The sequence below is a fragment of the Mesorhizobium helmanticense genome (assembly GCF_003034915.1).
GTDB lineage: Bacteria > Pseudomonadota > Alphaproteobacteria > Rhizobiales > Rhizobiaceae > Mesorhizobium > Mesorhizobium helmanticense.
Genome location: NZ_PZJX01000064.1, coordinates 15,869 through 31,523 on the forward strand (window position 1 = coordinate 15,869; position 15,655 = coordinate 31,523).

Below are 15,655 nucleotides of genomic sequence, written 5' to 3' on the forward strand. Positions count from 1 at the left end.
AATGCGACATAGCAGTGTTAGAGCCATCATGTTGTTTTGAAATGATTCCCTTCTTTGGCACGGTCGATGCGTAGCTGTTCGCGAACGCGTCCGGCCTGAAGGAGAGACAGTCCATGATCCAGCGCACCGAAAACGCCGTGGCCTAAAGACCGCGCTTGCCGGGGGCCGAGCCGGCGCAACGCTGGCGCACCAAGGTCGAGGCGGGTTACCGCGCCGGCGCCAAGAAGCGCGCAGGCCGAATGTGGCCGCGGCAACTCCTTCGGCTAACCATCATCATCATCATCATGACAGACCGGGCGTGCGCTTTGCGTGATTGCGCTCAGGAGAAGGATCACATCCATGAGACCTGTTTATCTGGACAACAACGCAACGACACGGGTCGATCCTGAAGTCGTTCAAGCAATGCTGCCGTTTTTTACCGACCAATTCGGCAACCCTTCGTCGAGCCACGATTTTGGCGCTTCCGCCGGGGCGGCGGTGAGAAAGGCGCGCCTGCAGGTGCAAACGCTGATCGGCGCGGAGTTCGACGACGAGATCACCTTCACCTCGGGCGGGACGGAAAGCGACAACGCGGCGATCCTTTCGGCGCTCGAGGTGATGCCTGAGCGCACAGAGATCGTGACTTCCGCAGTCGAGCATTCGGCCGTGCTGACGCTTTGCGCCGACCTTGAGAAGACGCGCGGCATCAAGGTGCATAGGATCCCGGTGGATCACCACGGCCGGCTCGACTTCGACACCTATAAGGCCGCCCTCACCCCGCGCGTGGCGATCGTCTCGATCATGTCGGCGAACAACGAGACCGGAACCATCTTCCCGGTGGTGGAGTTTGCTGAGCTGGCCAAGGAAGTCGGCGCCCTTTTCCATACCGACGCGGTGCAAGCGGTCGGCAAGCTTGCAATCGACTTGAAATCGACGGCAATCGATATGCTGTCTCTGTCCGGTCACAAATTACACGGACCGAAAGGGGTCGGCGCACTTTATGTAAAGCGGGGCGTCCGCCTTTGTCCGCTGATCAAGGGGGGAGGCCAGGAGGGCAACCGCCGCGCCGGCACGGAGAATACGCCAGGCATCGTCGGTCTCGGCGTGGCCGCCGATCTTGCCTTGAAATTCATGGACGACGCGAACACACGGGTAAAGGCGTTGCGCGACCGCCTGGAGAAGGAACTTCTCCAGCGCATCCCACACGCCTTCGTCGCCGGCGATTTGCTAAAGCGGTTGCCGAACACCGCAAACATCGCCTTTGGAGATATCGAAGGTGAGGGCATACTGCATTTCCTTAATCGCGAGGGCATCGCCTGCTCCTCCGGCTCTGCTTGCGCCTGCGGCTCGCTGGAGCCGAGCCACGTCTTGGTGGCGATGAATATCCCCAATAGCGCGGCACACGGGGCAATCCGTTTCTCCTTTTCGCGCAACAACGGCGAGGAGGACGTCGACCGGGTGCTCGAGGTCATGCCCGGGATCGTTAAGAAGCTGCGTGAGCTTTCCCCATCTGCCAGCCAGGCGAGAGGACTTCAATCAGCTCCAGGCCTGGGCGACAACGCAAACCCGACCACCGTTTCCGGCCCAGGAGAATGCAATGCGCAGTTGTTTCGCTGAAAGCCGTGCCATCGATGTCACCGACATCCTCGCCCGGCTGAAGAGCCTGTCGGCTGCGGAGGAGTTCTTCGCAGTCCTTGGCATCTCTTATGATCCGAAGGTGCTCAATGTCTCACGGCTGCATATCCTGAAGCGCATGGGCCAATATCTCGCTGAAGAGGATTTTGCCGGTCTTCCCGACGGGGTGATCGCCGCGCGGGCGCGTGCGACGTTGGAACGCGCCTATGAGGATTTCGCGACATCCTCGCCACTCACCCACCGGGTCTTCAAGGTGCTCAAAGAGCACGATCCCGACAAACCGGCCACTCGGGACCACACCTTTGTCCCGTTCGAGTCGATCCTGAGGCGGTTCGGGACAGAATGAACGCGACACTATTGCGACGCGACAATGTCGAAAAGCCGACAAACCCGGTCATCACGACGGCACCCTTCGGAAGAAAACAACCCTGTCAAAAGGAACAGAGCAACGCAAAGCGGTTGGCACGAATGATGCTGCGAAGGAGATGAACGCCAGGGCCGCTTGCGGATTGGAGCCGAGAAAGACGCAATGCACATTGTAATCTGTATCAAGCAGGTGCCGGACTCCGCGCAGATACGTGTCCACCCGGTGACGAACACGATCATGCGCCAGGGCGTGCCGACCATTATCAACCCTTACGACCTGTTCGCCCTCGAAGAGGCACTGAGATTGCGCGACGCCCATGGCGGCGAGGTCACCGTGCTTACGATGGGTCCGCCGATGGCAGAAGATGCGCTGCGCAAGGCGCTCACCTATGGCGCCGACCGCGCGGTACTCTTGACCGACCGCTGTTTTGCCGGCTCCGACACGCTGGCGACCTCCTTCGCGCTTTCTCGGGCAATCGTGAGAATTGGCGAGACCTTCGGCGCGCCGGACATCGTCTTCGCCGGCAAGCAGACGATTGACGGCGATACCGCCCAGGTCGGGCCCGGCATCGCCAAGCGCCTCGGCCTCCTGCAGTTCACCTATGTGGCGAAGATCGACTCTATCGATGTCGATGCGCGCGAGATCACCGTCAAGCGCCGTTCGGAAGGCGGTACGCAGATGCTGAAAAGCAGACTGCCTTGCCTCGTCACAATGCTGGAAGGCACCAACGAAATCCGCAGGGGCTCGCTCGACGACGCCATGCGCGCCGCGCGCAGCCAGATCGTGAAATGGAGCGCGGCCGAAGCTGGCATTGACGACCTCAACAAATGCGGCCTGCGCGGCTCGCCGACGGTCGTCAAGCGCGTTTTCGCCCCAACCACGCGGGCGGAAAAGGCGACGCAGATCGACATGACCGACAAGACGCAGCACGACCTCGCTGACGAACTGATCGCCGCAATCTTTACCCGCCAGCCAGCGCTGGAACACGAACTCGCCTTCGACGGCGGCCAGTGACGGGACGGCAAGGAGAGATGATGTCGAACGCGAACCGCGAAGCCCCTCCTTCCGCCGGCCGTGCCGGCATCAAGAGGGAATTGCCTGAGCACTTTAGGGACTATCGGCACGTCTGGGTTTTCATCGAACTGGAACGCGGCGAGGTCCATCCGGTGTCCTTCGAACTGCTTGGCGAAGGCCGCAAGCTCGCCGACAAGCTAGGCATCCAGCTTGCGGGGATCGTGCTCGGACCGCCGGGCGAGGCCACGCAGCATGCCGTTGCCGAGGCCTTTGCTTACGGCGCCGACCTTGTCTACCTCGTCGAGGCACCGCTGCTTGCCGACTATCGCAACGAGCCTTTCACCAAGGCGATGACGGATCTGGTCAATACCCACAAACCGGAGATCCTGCTTCTCGGTGCGACCACGCTCGGCAGGGATCTCGCTGGCTCAGTAGCGACGACCTTGCTGACAGGGCTCACTGCCGACTGTACCGAACTCGATGTAGATGTCGACGGTTCGCTCGCCGCGACCCGTCCGACTTTCGGCGGTTCCTTGCTATGCACGATCTATACGCTCAACTACCGGCCGCAGATGGCCACGGTACGACCGAGGGTTATGGCCATGCCACCGCGGACGGACAAGCCGGTCGGGCGTGTCATCCGGCACAAGCTGTCAATGACCGAGGAAGAGATCATCACCAAAGTCCTTGGCTTCAACCTCGATCGCCAATCGGCAAAGGCAAATCTCGCCTACGCCGACATCGTGGTTGCCGGAGGCCTCGGTCTCGGCTCAGCGGAGAATTTGCAGCTTGTGAAGAATCTAGCGCGGGCAATCGGCGCCGAATATGGCTGTTCGCGCCCGTTGGTCCAGAAGGGCTGGATGCCTGCCGATCGGCAGGTTGGCCAAACTGGCAAGACCATCCGGCCAAAGCTTTACATAGCGGCCGGGATTTCCGGCGCCATTCAGCATCGGGTTGGCGTGGAGGGGGCTGATTTGATCGTGGCCATCAACACCGACCCGAACGCCCCGATCTTCGACTTTGCCCATCTCGGCATCGTCACCGATGCAATCCGTTTCCTGCCGGCATTGACGGAAGCTTTCACCCGGCGGCTGTCGCCGCACAGCCACGACAAGCTTGCGAGCTAAGGGAGAGGGCCATGATCGAGCAAGAATTCGACGCCATCGTCGTCGGGGCCGGTATGTCCGGAAACGCGGCCGCCTACACCATGGCAAGCCAGGGCCTGACGGTGCTGCAGTTGGAGCGCGGCGAGTATCCGGGCTCCAAGAATGTCCAAGGCGCCATCATGTACGCCGACATGTTGGAGCAGATCATTCCGGATTTCCGGGATGATGCGCCTCTCGAGCGGCATCTGGTCGAGCAGCGATTCTGGGTGATGGACGACACCTCCCACACCGGGATGCAGTATCGATCGGACGATTTCAACGAGGCGAAGCCCAATCGCTACACGATCATCCGCGCCCAATTCGACAAGTGGTTTTCGCGCAAGGTGCGCCAAGCCGGCGCGACGGTGCTGTGCGAGACGACGGTGACCGAACTTGTCCGCAGTGCCAGCGGCAAGGTGATCGGCGTGCGCACCGACCGGGCTGGCGGGCCGATCTACGCGGACGTCGTCGTGCTCGCAGAAGGTGTCAACGGGCTGCTCGGTACACGGGCCGGCCTGCGCAAGATGCCGAAGCCAGAAAGCGTGGCGCTCGCTGTCAAGGAAATGCATTTTCTACCCGATGAGGTCATTGAGCAGCGGTTCGGCCTCCAGGGCGACGAAGGCTGCGTGATCGAAGCGGCGGGCACGATTTCCCGCAGCATGGCCGGACTGGCCTTCCTCTACACCAACAAGGAGTCGATCTCTCTCGGCATCGGCTGCCTCGTCTCCGATTTCGCCCAGACAATGGAGAGCCCTTACGTCCTCCTCGACAACTTCAAAAACCATCCTTCGATCCGGCCGCTGATCGCGGGCTCGGAAGTCAAGGAGTATTCCGCGCATCTCATTCCCGAAGGTGGCTACAAGGCAATTCCGCAGCTCTTCGGCGACGGCTGGGTGGCGGTCGGTGATGCCGCCCAACTGAACAATGCTATCCACCGCGAGGGTTCGAACCTCGCCATGACTTCCGGCCGCATCGCGGGCGAGGCAATTATTGAGATCAAGGGCCGCAACCAGCCGATGATCAGGAGGAACCTCGCCCTCTACAAGACCATGCTGGACAAGTCCTTCGTAGTCAAAGACCTGATGAAATATAAGGACATGCCGGCCCTGATACACACCAATTCCCGCAATTTCTTCATGACTTACCCGCAGTTGATGTCGCAGGCCGCGCAGAACTTCATGCGGGTCGACGGCACCCCAAAAATCGAGAAGGAAAAGGCGACCACTGCTGCCTTCATCAGGGCGCGTTCGCGCTGGGGGCTGATCAGCGATGTGATCCGCCTGGCACTCGCGTGGCGCTGAAGGAGAAACAGGATGACGATGGCCGTGACGAAGTTACGTGTCGAGGAGAAGCTTTATCAGAACCGCTATCTGGTCGATCCGGGCCGCCCGCATATCAAAGTGCGACCGCACGAGAGGCCGAGCGCGAACCTGCTCGCGCTGACACACATCTGCCCGGCCAAGTGCTATGAGTTGAACGACAAGGGACAGGTGGAGACGACTTCCGACGGCTGCATGGAATGCGGCACCTGTCGCGTGCTGTGCGAGGCCAGCGGTGAGATCGTATGGAATTACCCGCGCGGCGGCTTTGGCGTTCTCTTCAAGTTTGGATAACTGCCGCAAAGAGCGAGAAACGAGAGGCTCGCAATTGCGGTCAAGACCGCCAATATTGCTCACAAACGCCCGAAAAGCTGAAAATACCATGTTTCTGGAACTCGAAATACAAAAAAGGGCTTGGGAGGAGCACCTTGGACAACCCTTGAGGTGTTTGCATGGCTCACATGCTTCCAGATCAGGTCGGTGAAATTGTATCTCGGAACACCCCGCCTGAACCTGCGGTCGAAGCGGCGCGCAATGCGGACAGCTTGTTCAGGGGAATCTACGAGATATCGAAGATTCTGACTGCCCCGACCCGGCTGGAGATTACGCTTGCCAATGTCGCGAATATCCTCTCCTCGTTTGTGCAAATGCGTGACGGCGCAATCGTCGTCCTGGACGCTGAAGGAAAGCCGCAGATTAGCGCAACTACCGGCGGCACTGTGCCTAAGTCAGCCGCCGGCAGCGTCATACCCCAGGCTGTAATAGACAAAATCGTCGCTACTGGAGTGCCGATCGTCATACAAGACACAAGCACGTCCGAGCTATTTCAGGCTGATCCTCAATTAAGCAGCGGCACGGTCGCAACTGCGTTTATCGGTGTCCCGCTAAAGGCTGAGGAAAAGATCTTCGGGACCCTGTCGATCGACCGCGTCAGGAACGGTACCACCTGCTTCCGCTACGAGGAGGACTTACGTTTCCTGGCCATGGTCGCCAATCTGGTCGGCCGGACCATCCGCCTGCATCGCACTTTGAGCACGGCTGGTGGTCGGCGACTTATCGAGAAGCGACCGAGACCAGAGCAGTCGCTCGACGAGGACAGGACCCATTCGGCCCGACATCCGCATGTCAAGATCGACGGAATCATCGGAGAAAGTCCCGCGCTCAAGCAAGTGCTCGAGATCGTCTCGGTCGTGGCCAGGACCAATTCCACCGTGCTTCTTCGAGGCGAAAGCGGTACCGGCAAGGAGTTCTTTGCACAGGCCATCCATAAGCTTTCACATCGGAGGGAGAAATCCTTCGTCAAATTGAACTGCGCCGCACTGCCCGAAAGCGTTTTGGAATCGGAGCTCTTTGGCCACGAGAAGGGCGCCTTCACCGGCGCTATCCTGCAGCGCGCTGGCCGGTTCGAATTGGCAAATGGCGGAACCCTGCTGCTCGATGAAATCGGCGAGATTTCGCCTGCCTTTCAAGCCAAGCTGTTGCGCGTCTTGCAGGAAGGAGAACTGGAGCGAGTGGGCGGCACCAGGACCCTAAAAGTTGACGTGCGGCTCATATGCGCCACCAACAAGGACCTCGAGACGGCTGTCCGGAATGGAGAGTTCAGGGCCGACCTTTATTACCGCATCAATGTGGTGCCAATAGTCCTGCCTCCCCTCAGAGAACGACCGGGCGATATTCCACGCCTTGCGAACGCTCTCCTCGACCGATTCAACAAGGAGAACCATCGCGATCTTGGCTTCACGCCGTCGGCGCTTGACCTGATGTCGCAATGCTATTTCCCTGGCAACGTGCGTGAGTTGGAGAATTGTGTGAGACGGACGGCCACACTTGCGCGTTCAACGACAATAACTGCGTCGGATTTCGCCTGCAAGAACAGCCAGTGCCTGTCTTCGCTTCTGTGGAAAGGAGTCGGCCGTTCGCACGGCGCCTATGCCGTCGACGAGTTCGCACGTGGCAATATGATGCCGGTTGGATCGCCGCTGCCTGCCATGCGAGTCGGCCCCTCACAGAATGAGGCATCGCCCGGCGAGACCTGCGACCCCCACCATCCCGTTTGCCCTGCAATGAACCCGCGTCTGACGGAACGCGACCGGCTGATTGATGCGATGGAGAAAGCCGGCTGGGTTCAGGCCAAGGCGGCTCGTGTTCTTGGTCTCACGCCGCGGCAGGTCGGCTATGCTTTGCGCCGGCATCGTATCGGAGTGAAGAAGTTCTAAACGTCCCTGATGACATCAAACGTGGGGGCGCGGTTGCTGCCCGCACCGGGCGTAACTGAGACAAGACGTCACTTTTCGCGTTGCTTTTGACCGTTGTCGGCGACCTGACAAAACCGTGTCGCAGGAAACGGACACAATTGGACACAAAAGGCCGACGTAAAAGCCAACATGACGGATAAGACCGCTTTTGGAGTTGGCATATCTCTTGCGCTCTGAAGTGCGATGTTCACACCACGCACGGAGCCGCTCCATGTCCGCACCGATGATTTCGCTACAGGGCCTTTCCGGCACGACAGTCTTCGATCAGTCGCCGGCGAGAGCGAAATCCGGTGGCTGCGCATCTTCATCCTGCGGCTCCTCCGCGAAGCCGCACGAGATGGACTCGGCCGTCTGGGAGAAGATCAAGGATCATCCCTGCTTTTCAGAGGAAGCGCACCACTATTTCGCGCGCATGCATGTAGCGGTCGCCCCAGCCTGCAATATTCAATGCAACTACTGCAATCGCAAATATGACTGCGCCAACGAAAGCCGGCCTGGGGTCGTTTCGGAAAGGCTGACGCCCGACCAGGCGCTGCGCAAGGTGATCGGGGTTGCCAACGAAGTGCCGCAGCTTTCCGTGCTTGGCATCGCCGGACCGGGCGATGCCTGTTACGACTGGAAGAACACAAAGGCGACATTCCAACGGGTCGCCAAGGAAATCGCCGACATCAAGCTGTGCATCTCAACCAACGGGCTCGCGCTGCCAGACCGCGTCGCCGAGCTTGCCGAAATGAATGTCGATCACGTGACGATCACCATCAACATGGTCGACCCGCGGATCGGTGCCAAGATCTATCCGTGGATATTCTATGACAACCGCCGTTATACCGGCGTTGAGGCAGCCACGATCCTGCACGAACGACAGATGTCGGGGCTGGAGATGCTGACGGCGCGCGGCATCCTCACCAAGATCAATTCGGTAATGATCCCCGGCGTAAACGATGAGCACCTGATCGAGGTGAATAAATGGGTCAAGGAGCGCGGCGCGTTCCTGCACAATGTCATGCCGCTGATTTCCGACCCGGCGCACGGTACGCATTACGGCCTGAGTGGGCAGCGCGGCCCCAAGGCAATGGAGCTGAAGGCCCTTCAGGATCGTCTCGAAGGCGGCGCCAAGTTGATGCGCCACTGCCGGCAGTGCCGGGCCGATGCTGTCGGCCTGCTCGGCGAGGATCGTGGCCAGGAATTCACGCTCGACCGGCTTCCCGACAAGGTCACGTACGACGCCAGCAAGCGCGAGACATATCGGGCAGTGGTCGCGCGCGAGCGGGGCGATCGCCTCGCGGCCAAGAGCGAGGCGCTCGGAATGGTCAAGACCGCAGGCTCCGGCAAATCGCTTCTGGTAGCGGTGGCGACCAAGGGTGGCGGCCGCATCAACGAGCATTTCGGCCATGCGAAGGAATTCCAGGTTTATGAGGCCTCTCCGAAAGGGATCAGTTTCGTCGGTCATCGCAAGGTCGAACAGTATTGCCTCGGCGGCCGGGCCGAGGACAAGAGCCTCGACGGCGTCATCTCTACGCTCGAAGGCGTAGACATCGTGCTGTGCGCGAGAATTGGAAATTGCCCCGAGGATCGTCTCAAGGAAGGTGGGATCCGAGCAACGGAGGCTTACGGGTATGACTACATCGAGACCGCGATCGGCGCGCTTTACGCCGCCGAGTTTGGGAGTGAGCCACTGGCTGCGACGGCCTGAGCCGCCTCATTCTAACCGAACCGGAGTTGAAAATGGCCTTTAAGATCATCGCTTCCCAATGCACCCAGTGCGGTGCCTGTGAGTTTGAATGCCCTTCGGGCGCGATTAAGTTCAAGGGCGAGACCTACGTGATCGATCCGAAAAAGTGCACCGAATGCGAGGGGACCTTCGAAACGCAGCAATGCGCCTCGGTATGTCCGGTGTCGAAGACTTGCGTCCCCGCCTGACCTCCATTTCGGCTACCGACACGGTCGAGGCGCCTCCGCAGGACCATTGACCTCCTGTTGGAAAGCTGCAGCCGAGAGAAAGGAACGGCCATGAGCCTCGGACGCGAACAGGACATCGAAATCCGTACACCCCCGCGATTCATGCCGGGTGAGCGGGTCCGCGCCACACGCCACATAAAAAATGACGGCACCTATCCGGGCAAGGAGATCGGTGAAAATCTGGTGCGCAAAGGCGACGAGGGCTATGTGCGCGACATCGGCACCTTTCTCCAGCAGTTCTACATCTATGCGGTCGAATGGGTCGATCGCGGCACCGTCGTCGGCATGCGTGCGCGTGAACTCATGAGCCTTGAGACGGCCCGGACTCCTTCCAGTGCCGAAATCGGTGGTGGCTTTAACAAAGGAACGGCCCGATGAGGGTAATGATCCGCAGGACCGGTGCTGGCTTATCGGCATATATTCCCAAAAAGGATCTCGAAGAGCCGATCATCAAGGTTGACAACGAACACTTATGGGGCGGGGCTGTGACGCTGAAGAACGGCTGGCGGTTAGAGCTGCCCGACCTTCCGTGGGACACGCCTTTGCCGATTACCGTCGAAGCAAGGAAGATTTCCGACGAGGACTGACCTTCGGGTTTACACAAAGAGAGCGGCAAAGGGATACGAGCATGAACACAATGACCTCGGGCCATCTCGTCGTCATTCGGGACAGTTTTGCCGAAAGGCAGCTTGACCTTTTGAAGAAAGCGCTCGCGGCCGATCAGGTCATTCCCTATCTCGGCCCGGGTCTGCTTGAGATCCGCTCCGCGGGACCGCCCGTACCGCATACCCCCGAAGCCGTTGCCGCAGCGCTCAACAAGCGCACGCCAGCCTCTTCGAAGATTCGCACCAACATGTGGTCGGTAGCGCAGTATATCGAACAGCGCCGGCACCGCCGGACGCTTCAAGTTTGGATGGCCGAAATATTCGCGGCCCCGGTGGTGCCGACCATCTTGCATGCCTGGCTTGCAACGCTGCCGCTCTCCGTGATCGTCGACAGCTGGTACGACGGTGCCATGCGCGCGGCTCTAATACAGACCCGCCGAACGGACGTCGTCGAAATACAGGGCGTAACACGGGCGCACGAGATCGGTGACATTTGGACGAAAGCCTACGATTTGTCCGGGATATTACTCGAATCCGCACCAGCGGCGAAGACGGTTCTCTACGCCCCTCACGGCGGTGCCAGGCCGGCCGCAAACTTCCTCGTCGCAGATTCCGACTACGTTGAAGTGCTGAGCGAAATCGACATCCAGACGCCGATCCCTGACCTGGTGAAGGAACGGCGAGCTAGCCGTGGTCTTTTCTTCATCGGCTGCCGCTTCAACGATCAGATGCTGCGCACCTATGCCCGACAGATCATGAAGCGCTCCAATGGCCCACATTTTGCGGCAATCGATACAGCGACGCTGACCAAGAACGAGCGTCGTTTCCTTGCGGCAAGCGCAATCACGGTCATTGACATGCCGACGGGTCAGGCCGCAGCCCGTCTCGTCGGACTGGGCGAGACATTGCATGAAGCCAAACGGGGTATCGTTTGAGCCATTCTCAGACGCCTCAACATTGCCGAAAAGGTAAAACGGGCAATTGACTTCCGGGTTTTTCAACAACTCCGAGAGGCACTCTGAAAAGCTACGACGGTTATTTCATTCGAGGCTGCAGCGGATATGGCATTCGATGCTGCGGATGAACACAGCGGCGACGGGCTCGAACCAGCCGAGCAGAGCATAGTCTGGCGCCAGGGTTGTCGCGGCGAGCGGTCGCAGCTGATCGGCTTCACTTGGCGGTAAAAGCTGTGGCACGGCGCGATGACCAGGGCCGGTTGGGGTCGATGCCAATCGAGCTAAGGCCAAGCGTGCTCACCGCATAGGCGGTCACCTGCCACTGCCATCCCAGAGTGTCAGGATGATCGCGTTGCGCGACAGCTTGGCGCGCCGCAGACGCGAGCGATTGGTTCAGGGCAGCCCGCTTCGCCATCAACGAGACCCGCTGCTGCATGAGTTGTAAACGCCCGCACCACGGCGCCGCGAATCCGCGCTTGTGGCGCCATGACCTTGAGGCGAGTGAGTTCGGCGCTAACAACGCAGACTGAACCAATCCGATCAGCCCGGCCCATGCCGGAGAGCACGGCGACCAATGCCGCCAGCTCCACCACGCAGGGAGACACGATCCCGCCTGCGGCTAAGCGCGAGTTGAAAAGCATACGTCGACGCCCGCCATTTCCGCATGCACCGCCTTGGATAAGGCCTGCCTCGAGGCATGATGCGGGCATGGTTGGCTTTCCTGTCGATGCCAGCTTCGTAAGCAGCGGCTCCCGCGAGGTCGAGCAGTTCCAACTGGCGGCTTGAGTTGACGGCGCTCACGCACAGCCGTTCCAGGTGCGGCCGGTTATGCGGCCTTCCCCTTCCCATTTGGCTTGGGCAAGCTTCTGGGTGATCCTCTGCATCGCCGGTCGCAGAGAGGTCCGGTCTGCAAAGTCAGCACAGGCCACTATTGCGGCCGCCTCGAGATGTATGCGTCCCTCTCATCTGTTTGGCCGGACTGGGCGAGCTTGCACCCGGTCGGACGTGCAGTCCAACCTGGATGCGCGCTTCCACATCAAGCCGCATGTAGGCGAAGAAAATCCTCATACGTCGCTTGCAACCCGGCACCAAGAGACGTTTTGGCTTTCCAGCCAAGGTTACGCAAGCGCGTTACGTCCAGTAGCTTGCGCGGAGTACCGTCTGGCTTCGTCGTGTCGAACACCAAATTGCCCTCCCAGCAGACCGCCGCCTTGACGAGTTCCGCCACCTCGCGAATTGTGACGTCCTCACCAACGCCAACATTAATCAGGGGCGCAGTGTCGGGGGCTGTCAAGGCGTCAAAATCCGAATCTGGCAGGCCAAGCAGGAACGCAACGGCATCGCCTACATCCGACGAATACATAAACTCTCGCCGAGGATTTCCGGATCCCCAGACCCCCACAGAGGAGTCGCCGTTCATTTTAGCTTGATGAAAGCGGCGTATCAGAGCAGGCAGAACGTGACAATTTTCGGGGTGATAATTATCGCCGGGACCATATAAATTGGTCGGCATCAACGCGAGATAGCGCGCCTTGTACTGCCGGTTGAAAGACCAGCACGATTCGACACCTGCGATTTTTGCCAAAGCGTAGGGACGATTCGTCGCTTCAAGCGGACCGGTGAGAAGGTATTCCTCCCGTATCGGCTGCGGACAGTCGCGTGGATAGATACACGAGGAGCCAAGAAAAATCATCCGTTCGACGCCGGAAGCGTAAGCGGCATCAAAAACACTGACTTGAATCGCGAGGTTGTTATGAAGGAAATCGACAGGGGAGCTAGCGTTCGCCAGTATACCACCAACCTTTGCGGCGCACATAACGACGTAATCTGGCCGCTGCGACATGAAGAACCTGCGCGTCTCGCTCCGGTCAAATAGATCCAGTTCGTCGTGAGTACGTGTTATTATCTCATAGGATCCTAACGCCTCGAGGGCTCTCATTGTGGCGGATCCAACAAGGCCGCGATGGCCTGCCACATAGACTTTCTTCATCTTTTTGTTTTCCATTGTTAACGCTCTGGGCGCTCCTTAAGAAGGCCACCATAGCACTGACAACAACCCAGCATGGCGCCGCCGTTGTCAGCATAACTCTCGTGGACTGTGTGAATAATAACCCTGCTTCATCAGCACTGCGTCACGCTCTGCCATGCGCAAATCTTCCCGAACCATCTCCCTAACCAATTCGATGAAGGAGATTTTGGGCTCCCACCCAAGTTTTTCTTTCGCCTTGCGGGCATCGCCGAGAAGTGTCTCGACTTCTGCAGGACGAAAATAACGGGGATCTACTTTTACGATCAGAGCTCCCGTCTTTGCATCGTATCCCTCTTCGTCGACCCCTTCCCCCACCCAACGAACATCGATGCCGAGTTCAGCGGCCGCGACGGTGACGAATTCGCGCACCGAATGTTGCTCACCGCTAGCGATCACAAAGTCTTCAGGTTGCTGCTGCTGCAGCATCAACCACTGCATCTGGACGTAGTCTCGAGCGTGCCCCCAATCGCGACGCGCATTAAGGTTGCCCAGGAATAGAGTGCGCTGCATTCCAAGCTTAATCCGAGTCAAGGCGCGCGTGATTTTGCGAGTTACAAATGTTTCTCCGCGCGCAGGTGACTCATGATTAAATAAAATGCCGTTACATGCATACAAATTGTAAGATTCTCGATAATTTACGGTGATCCAGTGAGCATACAATTTGGCAACAGCGTAGGGGGACCGGGGGTAGAACGGTGTCGTCTCGGTCTGTGGCGTTTCCCGCACCAGCCCGTAGAGCTCAGACGTCGAGGCTTGGTAGTAGCGCGTATGCTTGACGAGCCCCAGGATCCGAATTGCCTCGAGGATACGCAGCGCACCCAAGGCATCGGAGTTCGCGGTGTATTCTGGTTCTTCAAAGGAGACTGCAACGTGGCTCTGAGCTGCCAAATTGTAAATTTCGTCCGGCTGAACCAGTTGGATGACGCGCGTAAGGCTCGACGAGTCTGTCAAGTCCCCGTGGTGAAGTGTAAGATCAACGCCACTTTCATGAGGGTCATGATAGAGATGGTCTATACGGCCCGTATTAAAAAGAGACGATCGTCTCTTTATCCCATGCACAGAATAGCCCTTTTCTAAAAGCAATTCTGCGAGGTAGGAACCGTCTTGCCCCGTAACCCCGGTGATTAAAGCTACTTTTCTCTTTGACAAGCTTGAATCCTTTTGATTTTGACGCGCCCATGAAAACGCTCGCCTGCGGCGGGATTGCGTGGCGAGAAAGGGGCGTATTGGGCAGGGCGAACGGGGGCCTCTGCGCGAAGGCAAGGGAGAGTTCGTCGGGATGCCAGCCTTTCATGGAGCCGGGGAACGTTCGAAAGTGTTGTCGATCAAGATCAAACGACGCGGGTCATTCAAATCGAATTCGACAATTCGTGGCACGAAGAGGCGGGCGTAGCGGGTGAAGGCGCTAGTCGGAGGAAAGCGAATAACAGTGTCGCATCGACCGAGGAGATACATCTCAACGAGCGCGGAAAACCCCCCGTCGGTGCCCAGTGCTGCACTGTGTAAGGGGCCGGCCTGATCCGCCTGGAAGCGTTTTGGGACGGTGAAAAGTTCGGGAAATACGCCCGACAGGTGATCAACAACCTTGGCGCTGTCTGTACACAAGAACACCCTTACAGGTCTTGAATGCGGTTGCGCCTTGGCCATACGAATGGCAGTGCATACCTGCTCTAAGGCAACCTTCGGATCAGCCCAGTAAGGTGCGTGATCCATAATATCTTCGCCGTTGCCGTGGCGGACATGGACTCCAATTATGCTGTGCCCGTCAAAATGTTCCTGGTAGAGCGCTTCAATGCGATCCTCAATTTCGACCCTCGGTGTGATGCTCCTAAATATGGTTCGCTCGGCCTTTTCATCGCAGCGCCACATCAAGCAAGCATCACACACTACCGTGTTGGCATCACAATCATCTTGGGCCTGGAAAAGATCGTTAAGCTCGTCACGTTCTTGGAAAATCTGTTCATCCGGACGGTACACGCAGTCGATGGATGGCTTGTTCCACCACGACGGGAAGAAGGGACCAGGGAATGAGACGTGGTTGATCTGGTCATCGCATATGACCCGTACACCACCGATATCCTCAATTGGCTTGAAGAAAGCTGGAAAGGCATTCGCAAACGGGTTGTCAAGGTAACAAGAGCCGCGCCAATCTATTGCTAAAGCTCGTCCCGTCCGATGTGCGTAGTCCCAAGCCGACGCGAGAGACCACAGGCAATCACCGAGACCCGTGCGCCGTCGAGAAACAACGAACCGATCGTTCCTTGAGCGATCAACAAGCATCTAAATTGCCTCTCTCCAGATCACCACAAGCCTCAGCTTTGCTGCTGCGTTTGAGGCAAGCGCCTGCGCAATTCGGGGAAGAATGTCGTGCTGTGCCAATGCGATGTAGCTC

The 15,655-nt window shown here is 58.7% G+C and carries 16 protein-coding genes; 12 read left to right on the forward strand and 4 right to left on the reverse strand.

Annotation, left to right across the window (positions count from 1 at the left end):
- Positions 1-339 precede the first annotated feature (339 nt).
- The 12 genes from nifS (at position 340) to C9427_RS31115 (ending at position 11,213) form a co-directional block, all read left to right on the forward strand.
- The gene (gene nifS, locus C9427_RS31060) at positions 340-1,596 is read left to right on the forward strand and encodes a cysteine desulfurase NifS (RefSeq protein ID WP_107652837.1); all 1,257 of its coding nucleotides are present in this window, start codon (positions 340-342) and stop codon (positions 1,594-1,596) included.
- Complete coding sequence (gene nifW / locus C9427_RS31065; protein ID WP_027056555.1) at positions 1,577-1,960, forward strand: nitrogenase stabilizing/protective protein NifW; 384 nt, start codon at positions 1,577-1,579, stop codon at positions 1,958-1,960. Before nifS ends, nifW begins: the two co-directional genes overlap by 20 nt.
- A 183-nt stretch (positions 1,961-2,143) precedes the next feature.
- Positions 2,144-2,995: an electron transfer flavoprotein subunit beta/FixA family protein gene (locus tag C9427_RS31070; protein ID WP_107652838.1), complete on the forward strand. Its 852-nt coding sequence runs from the start codon at positions 2,144-2,146 to the stop codon at positions 2,993-2,995.
- Between the two features lie 20 nt (positions 2,996-3,015).
- Positions 3,016-4,122 carry an electron transfer flavoprotein subunit alpha/FixB family protein gene (locus C9427_RS31075; RefSeq protein ID WP_107652871.1) on the forward strand — a complete coding sequence of 369 codons (1,107 nt, stop codon included), beginning with the start codon at positions 3,016-3,018 and terminating at the stop codon, positions 4,120-4,122.
- 11 nt (positions 4,123-4,133) lie between these two features.
- On the forward strand, positions 4,134-5,441 hold the full coding sequence (locus C9427_RS31080) for an FAD-dependent oxidoreductase (protein ID WP_107652839.1): 1,308 nt from the start codon (positions 4,134-4,136) through the stop codon (positions 5,439-5,441).
- 12 nt (positions 5,442-5,453) lie between these two features.
- Positions 5,454-5,753: a ferredoxin family protein gene (locus C9427_RS31085; RefSeq protein WP_006333856.1), complete on the forward strand. Its 300-nt coding sequence runs from the start codon at positions 5,454-5,456 to the stop codon at positions 5,751-5,753.
- Positions 5,754-5,911: 158 nt separating this feature from the next.
- On the forward strand, positions 5,912-7,675 hold the full coding sequence (gene nifA, locus C9427_RS31090; protein ID WP_107652840.1) for a nif-specific transcriptional activator NifA: 1,764 nt from the start codon (positions 5,912-5,914) through the stop codon (positions 7,673-7,675).
- Positions 7,676-7,925: 250 nt separating this feature from the next.
- Positions 7,926-9,407, forward strand: coding sequence for a nitrogenase cofactor biosynthesis protein NifB (gene nifB, locus C9427_RS31095; RefSeq protein ID WP_107652841.1), 1,482 nt, complete (start codon positions 7,926-7,928; stop codon positions 9,405-9,407).
- Between the two features lie 32 nt (positions 9,408-9,439).
- On the forward strand, positions 9,440-9,634 hold the full coding sequence (locus tag C9427_RS31100) for a 4Fe-4S binding protein (protein ID WP_010913566.1): 195 nt from the start codon (positions 9,440-9,442) through the stop codon (positions 9,632-9,634).
- Positions 9,635-9,724: 90 nt separating this feature from the next.
- Positions 9,725-10,051 (forward strand): nitrogen fixation protein NifZ, encoded by a 327-nt coding sequence (locus C9427_RS31105; RefSeq protein WP_107652842.1) that lies wholly within the window; start codon positions 9,725-9,727, stop codon positions 10,049-10,051.
- Entirely contained in the window at positions 10,048-10,260 is a 213-nt protein-coding gene (gene nifT, locus C9427_RS31110) for a putative nitrogen fixation protein NifT (RefSeq protein WP_107652843.1), read from the forward strand. Before C9427_RS31105 ends, nifT begins: the two co-directional genes overlap by 4 nt.
- 41 nt (positions 10,261-10,301) lie before the next feature.
- A complete protein-coding gene (locus C9427_RS31115) occupies positions 10,302-11,213 on the forward strand; it encodes an SIR2 family NAD-dependent protein deacylase (RefSeq protein ID WP_107652844.1) in 912 nt (303 codons plus the stop codon).
- 235 nt (positions 11,214-11,448) lie between these two features.
- On the opposite strand, the gene C9427_RS31120 is transcribed toward C9427_RS31115, so the two are convergent.
- From C9427_RS31120 to C9427_RS31135, 4 genes are all read right to left on the reverse strand, one after another.
- Positions 11,449-11,670: a hypothetical protein gene (locus C9427_RS31120; RefSeq protein ID WP_107652845.1), complete on the reverse strand. Its 222-nt coding sequence runs from the start codon at positions 11,668-11,670 to the stop codon at positions 11,449-11,451.
- Positions 11,671-12,270: 600 nt separating this feature from the next.
- Complete coding sequence (locus tag C9427_RS31125) at positions 12,271-13,239, reverse strand: GDP-L-fucose synthase family protein (RefSeq protein ID WP_107652846.1); 969 nt, start codon at positions 13,237-13,239, stop codon at positions 12,271-12,273.
- Between the two features lie 72 nt (positions 13,240-13,311).
- On the reverse strand, positions 13,312-14,412 hold the full coding sequence (gene gmd / locus C9427_RS31130) for a GDP-mannose 4,6-dehydratase (protein ID WP_107652847.1): 1,101 nt from the start codon (positions 14,410-14,412) through the stop codon (positions 13,312-13,314).
- Positions 14,413-14,553: 141 nt separating this feature from the next.
- The gene (locus C9427_RS31135; RefSeq protein WP_107652848.1) at positions 14,554-15,543 is read right to left on the reverse strand and encodes a nodulation protein NodZ; all 990 of its coding nucleotides are present in this window, start codon (positions 15,541-15,543) and stop codon (positions 14,554-14,556) included.
- Between the last annotated feature and the right edge of the window lie 112 nt (positions 15,544-15,655).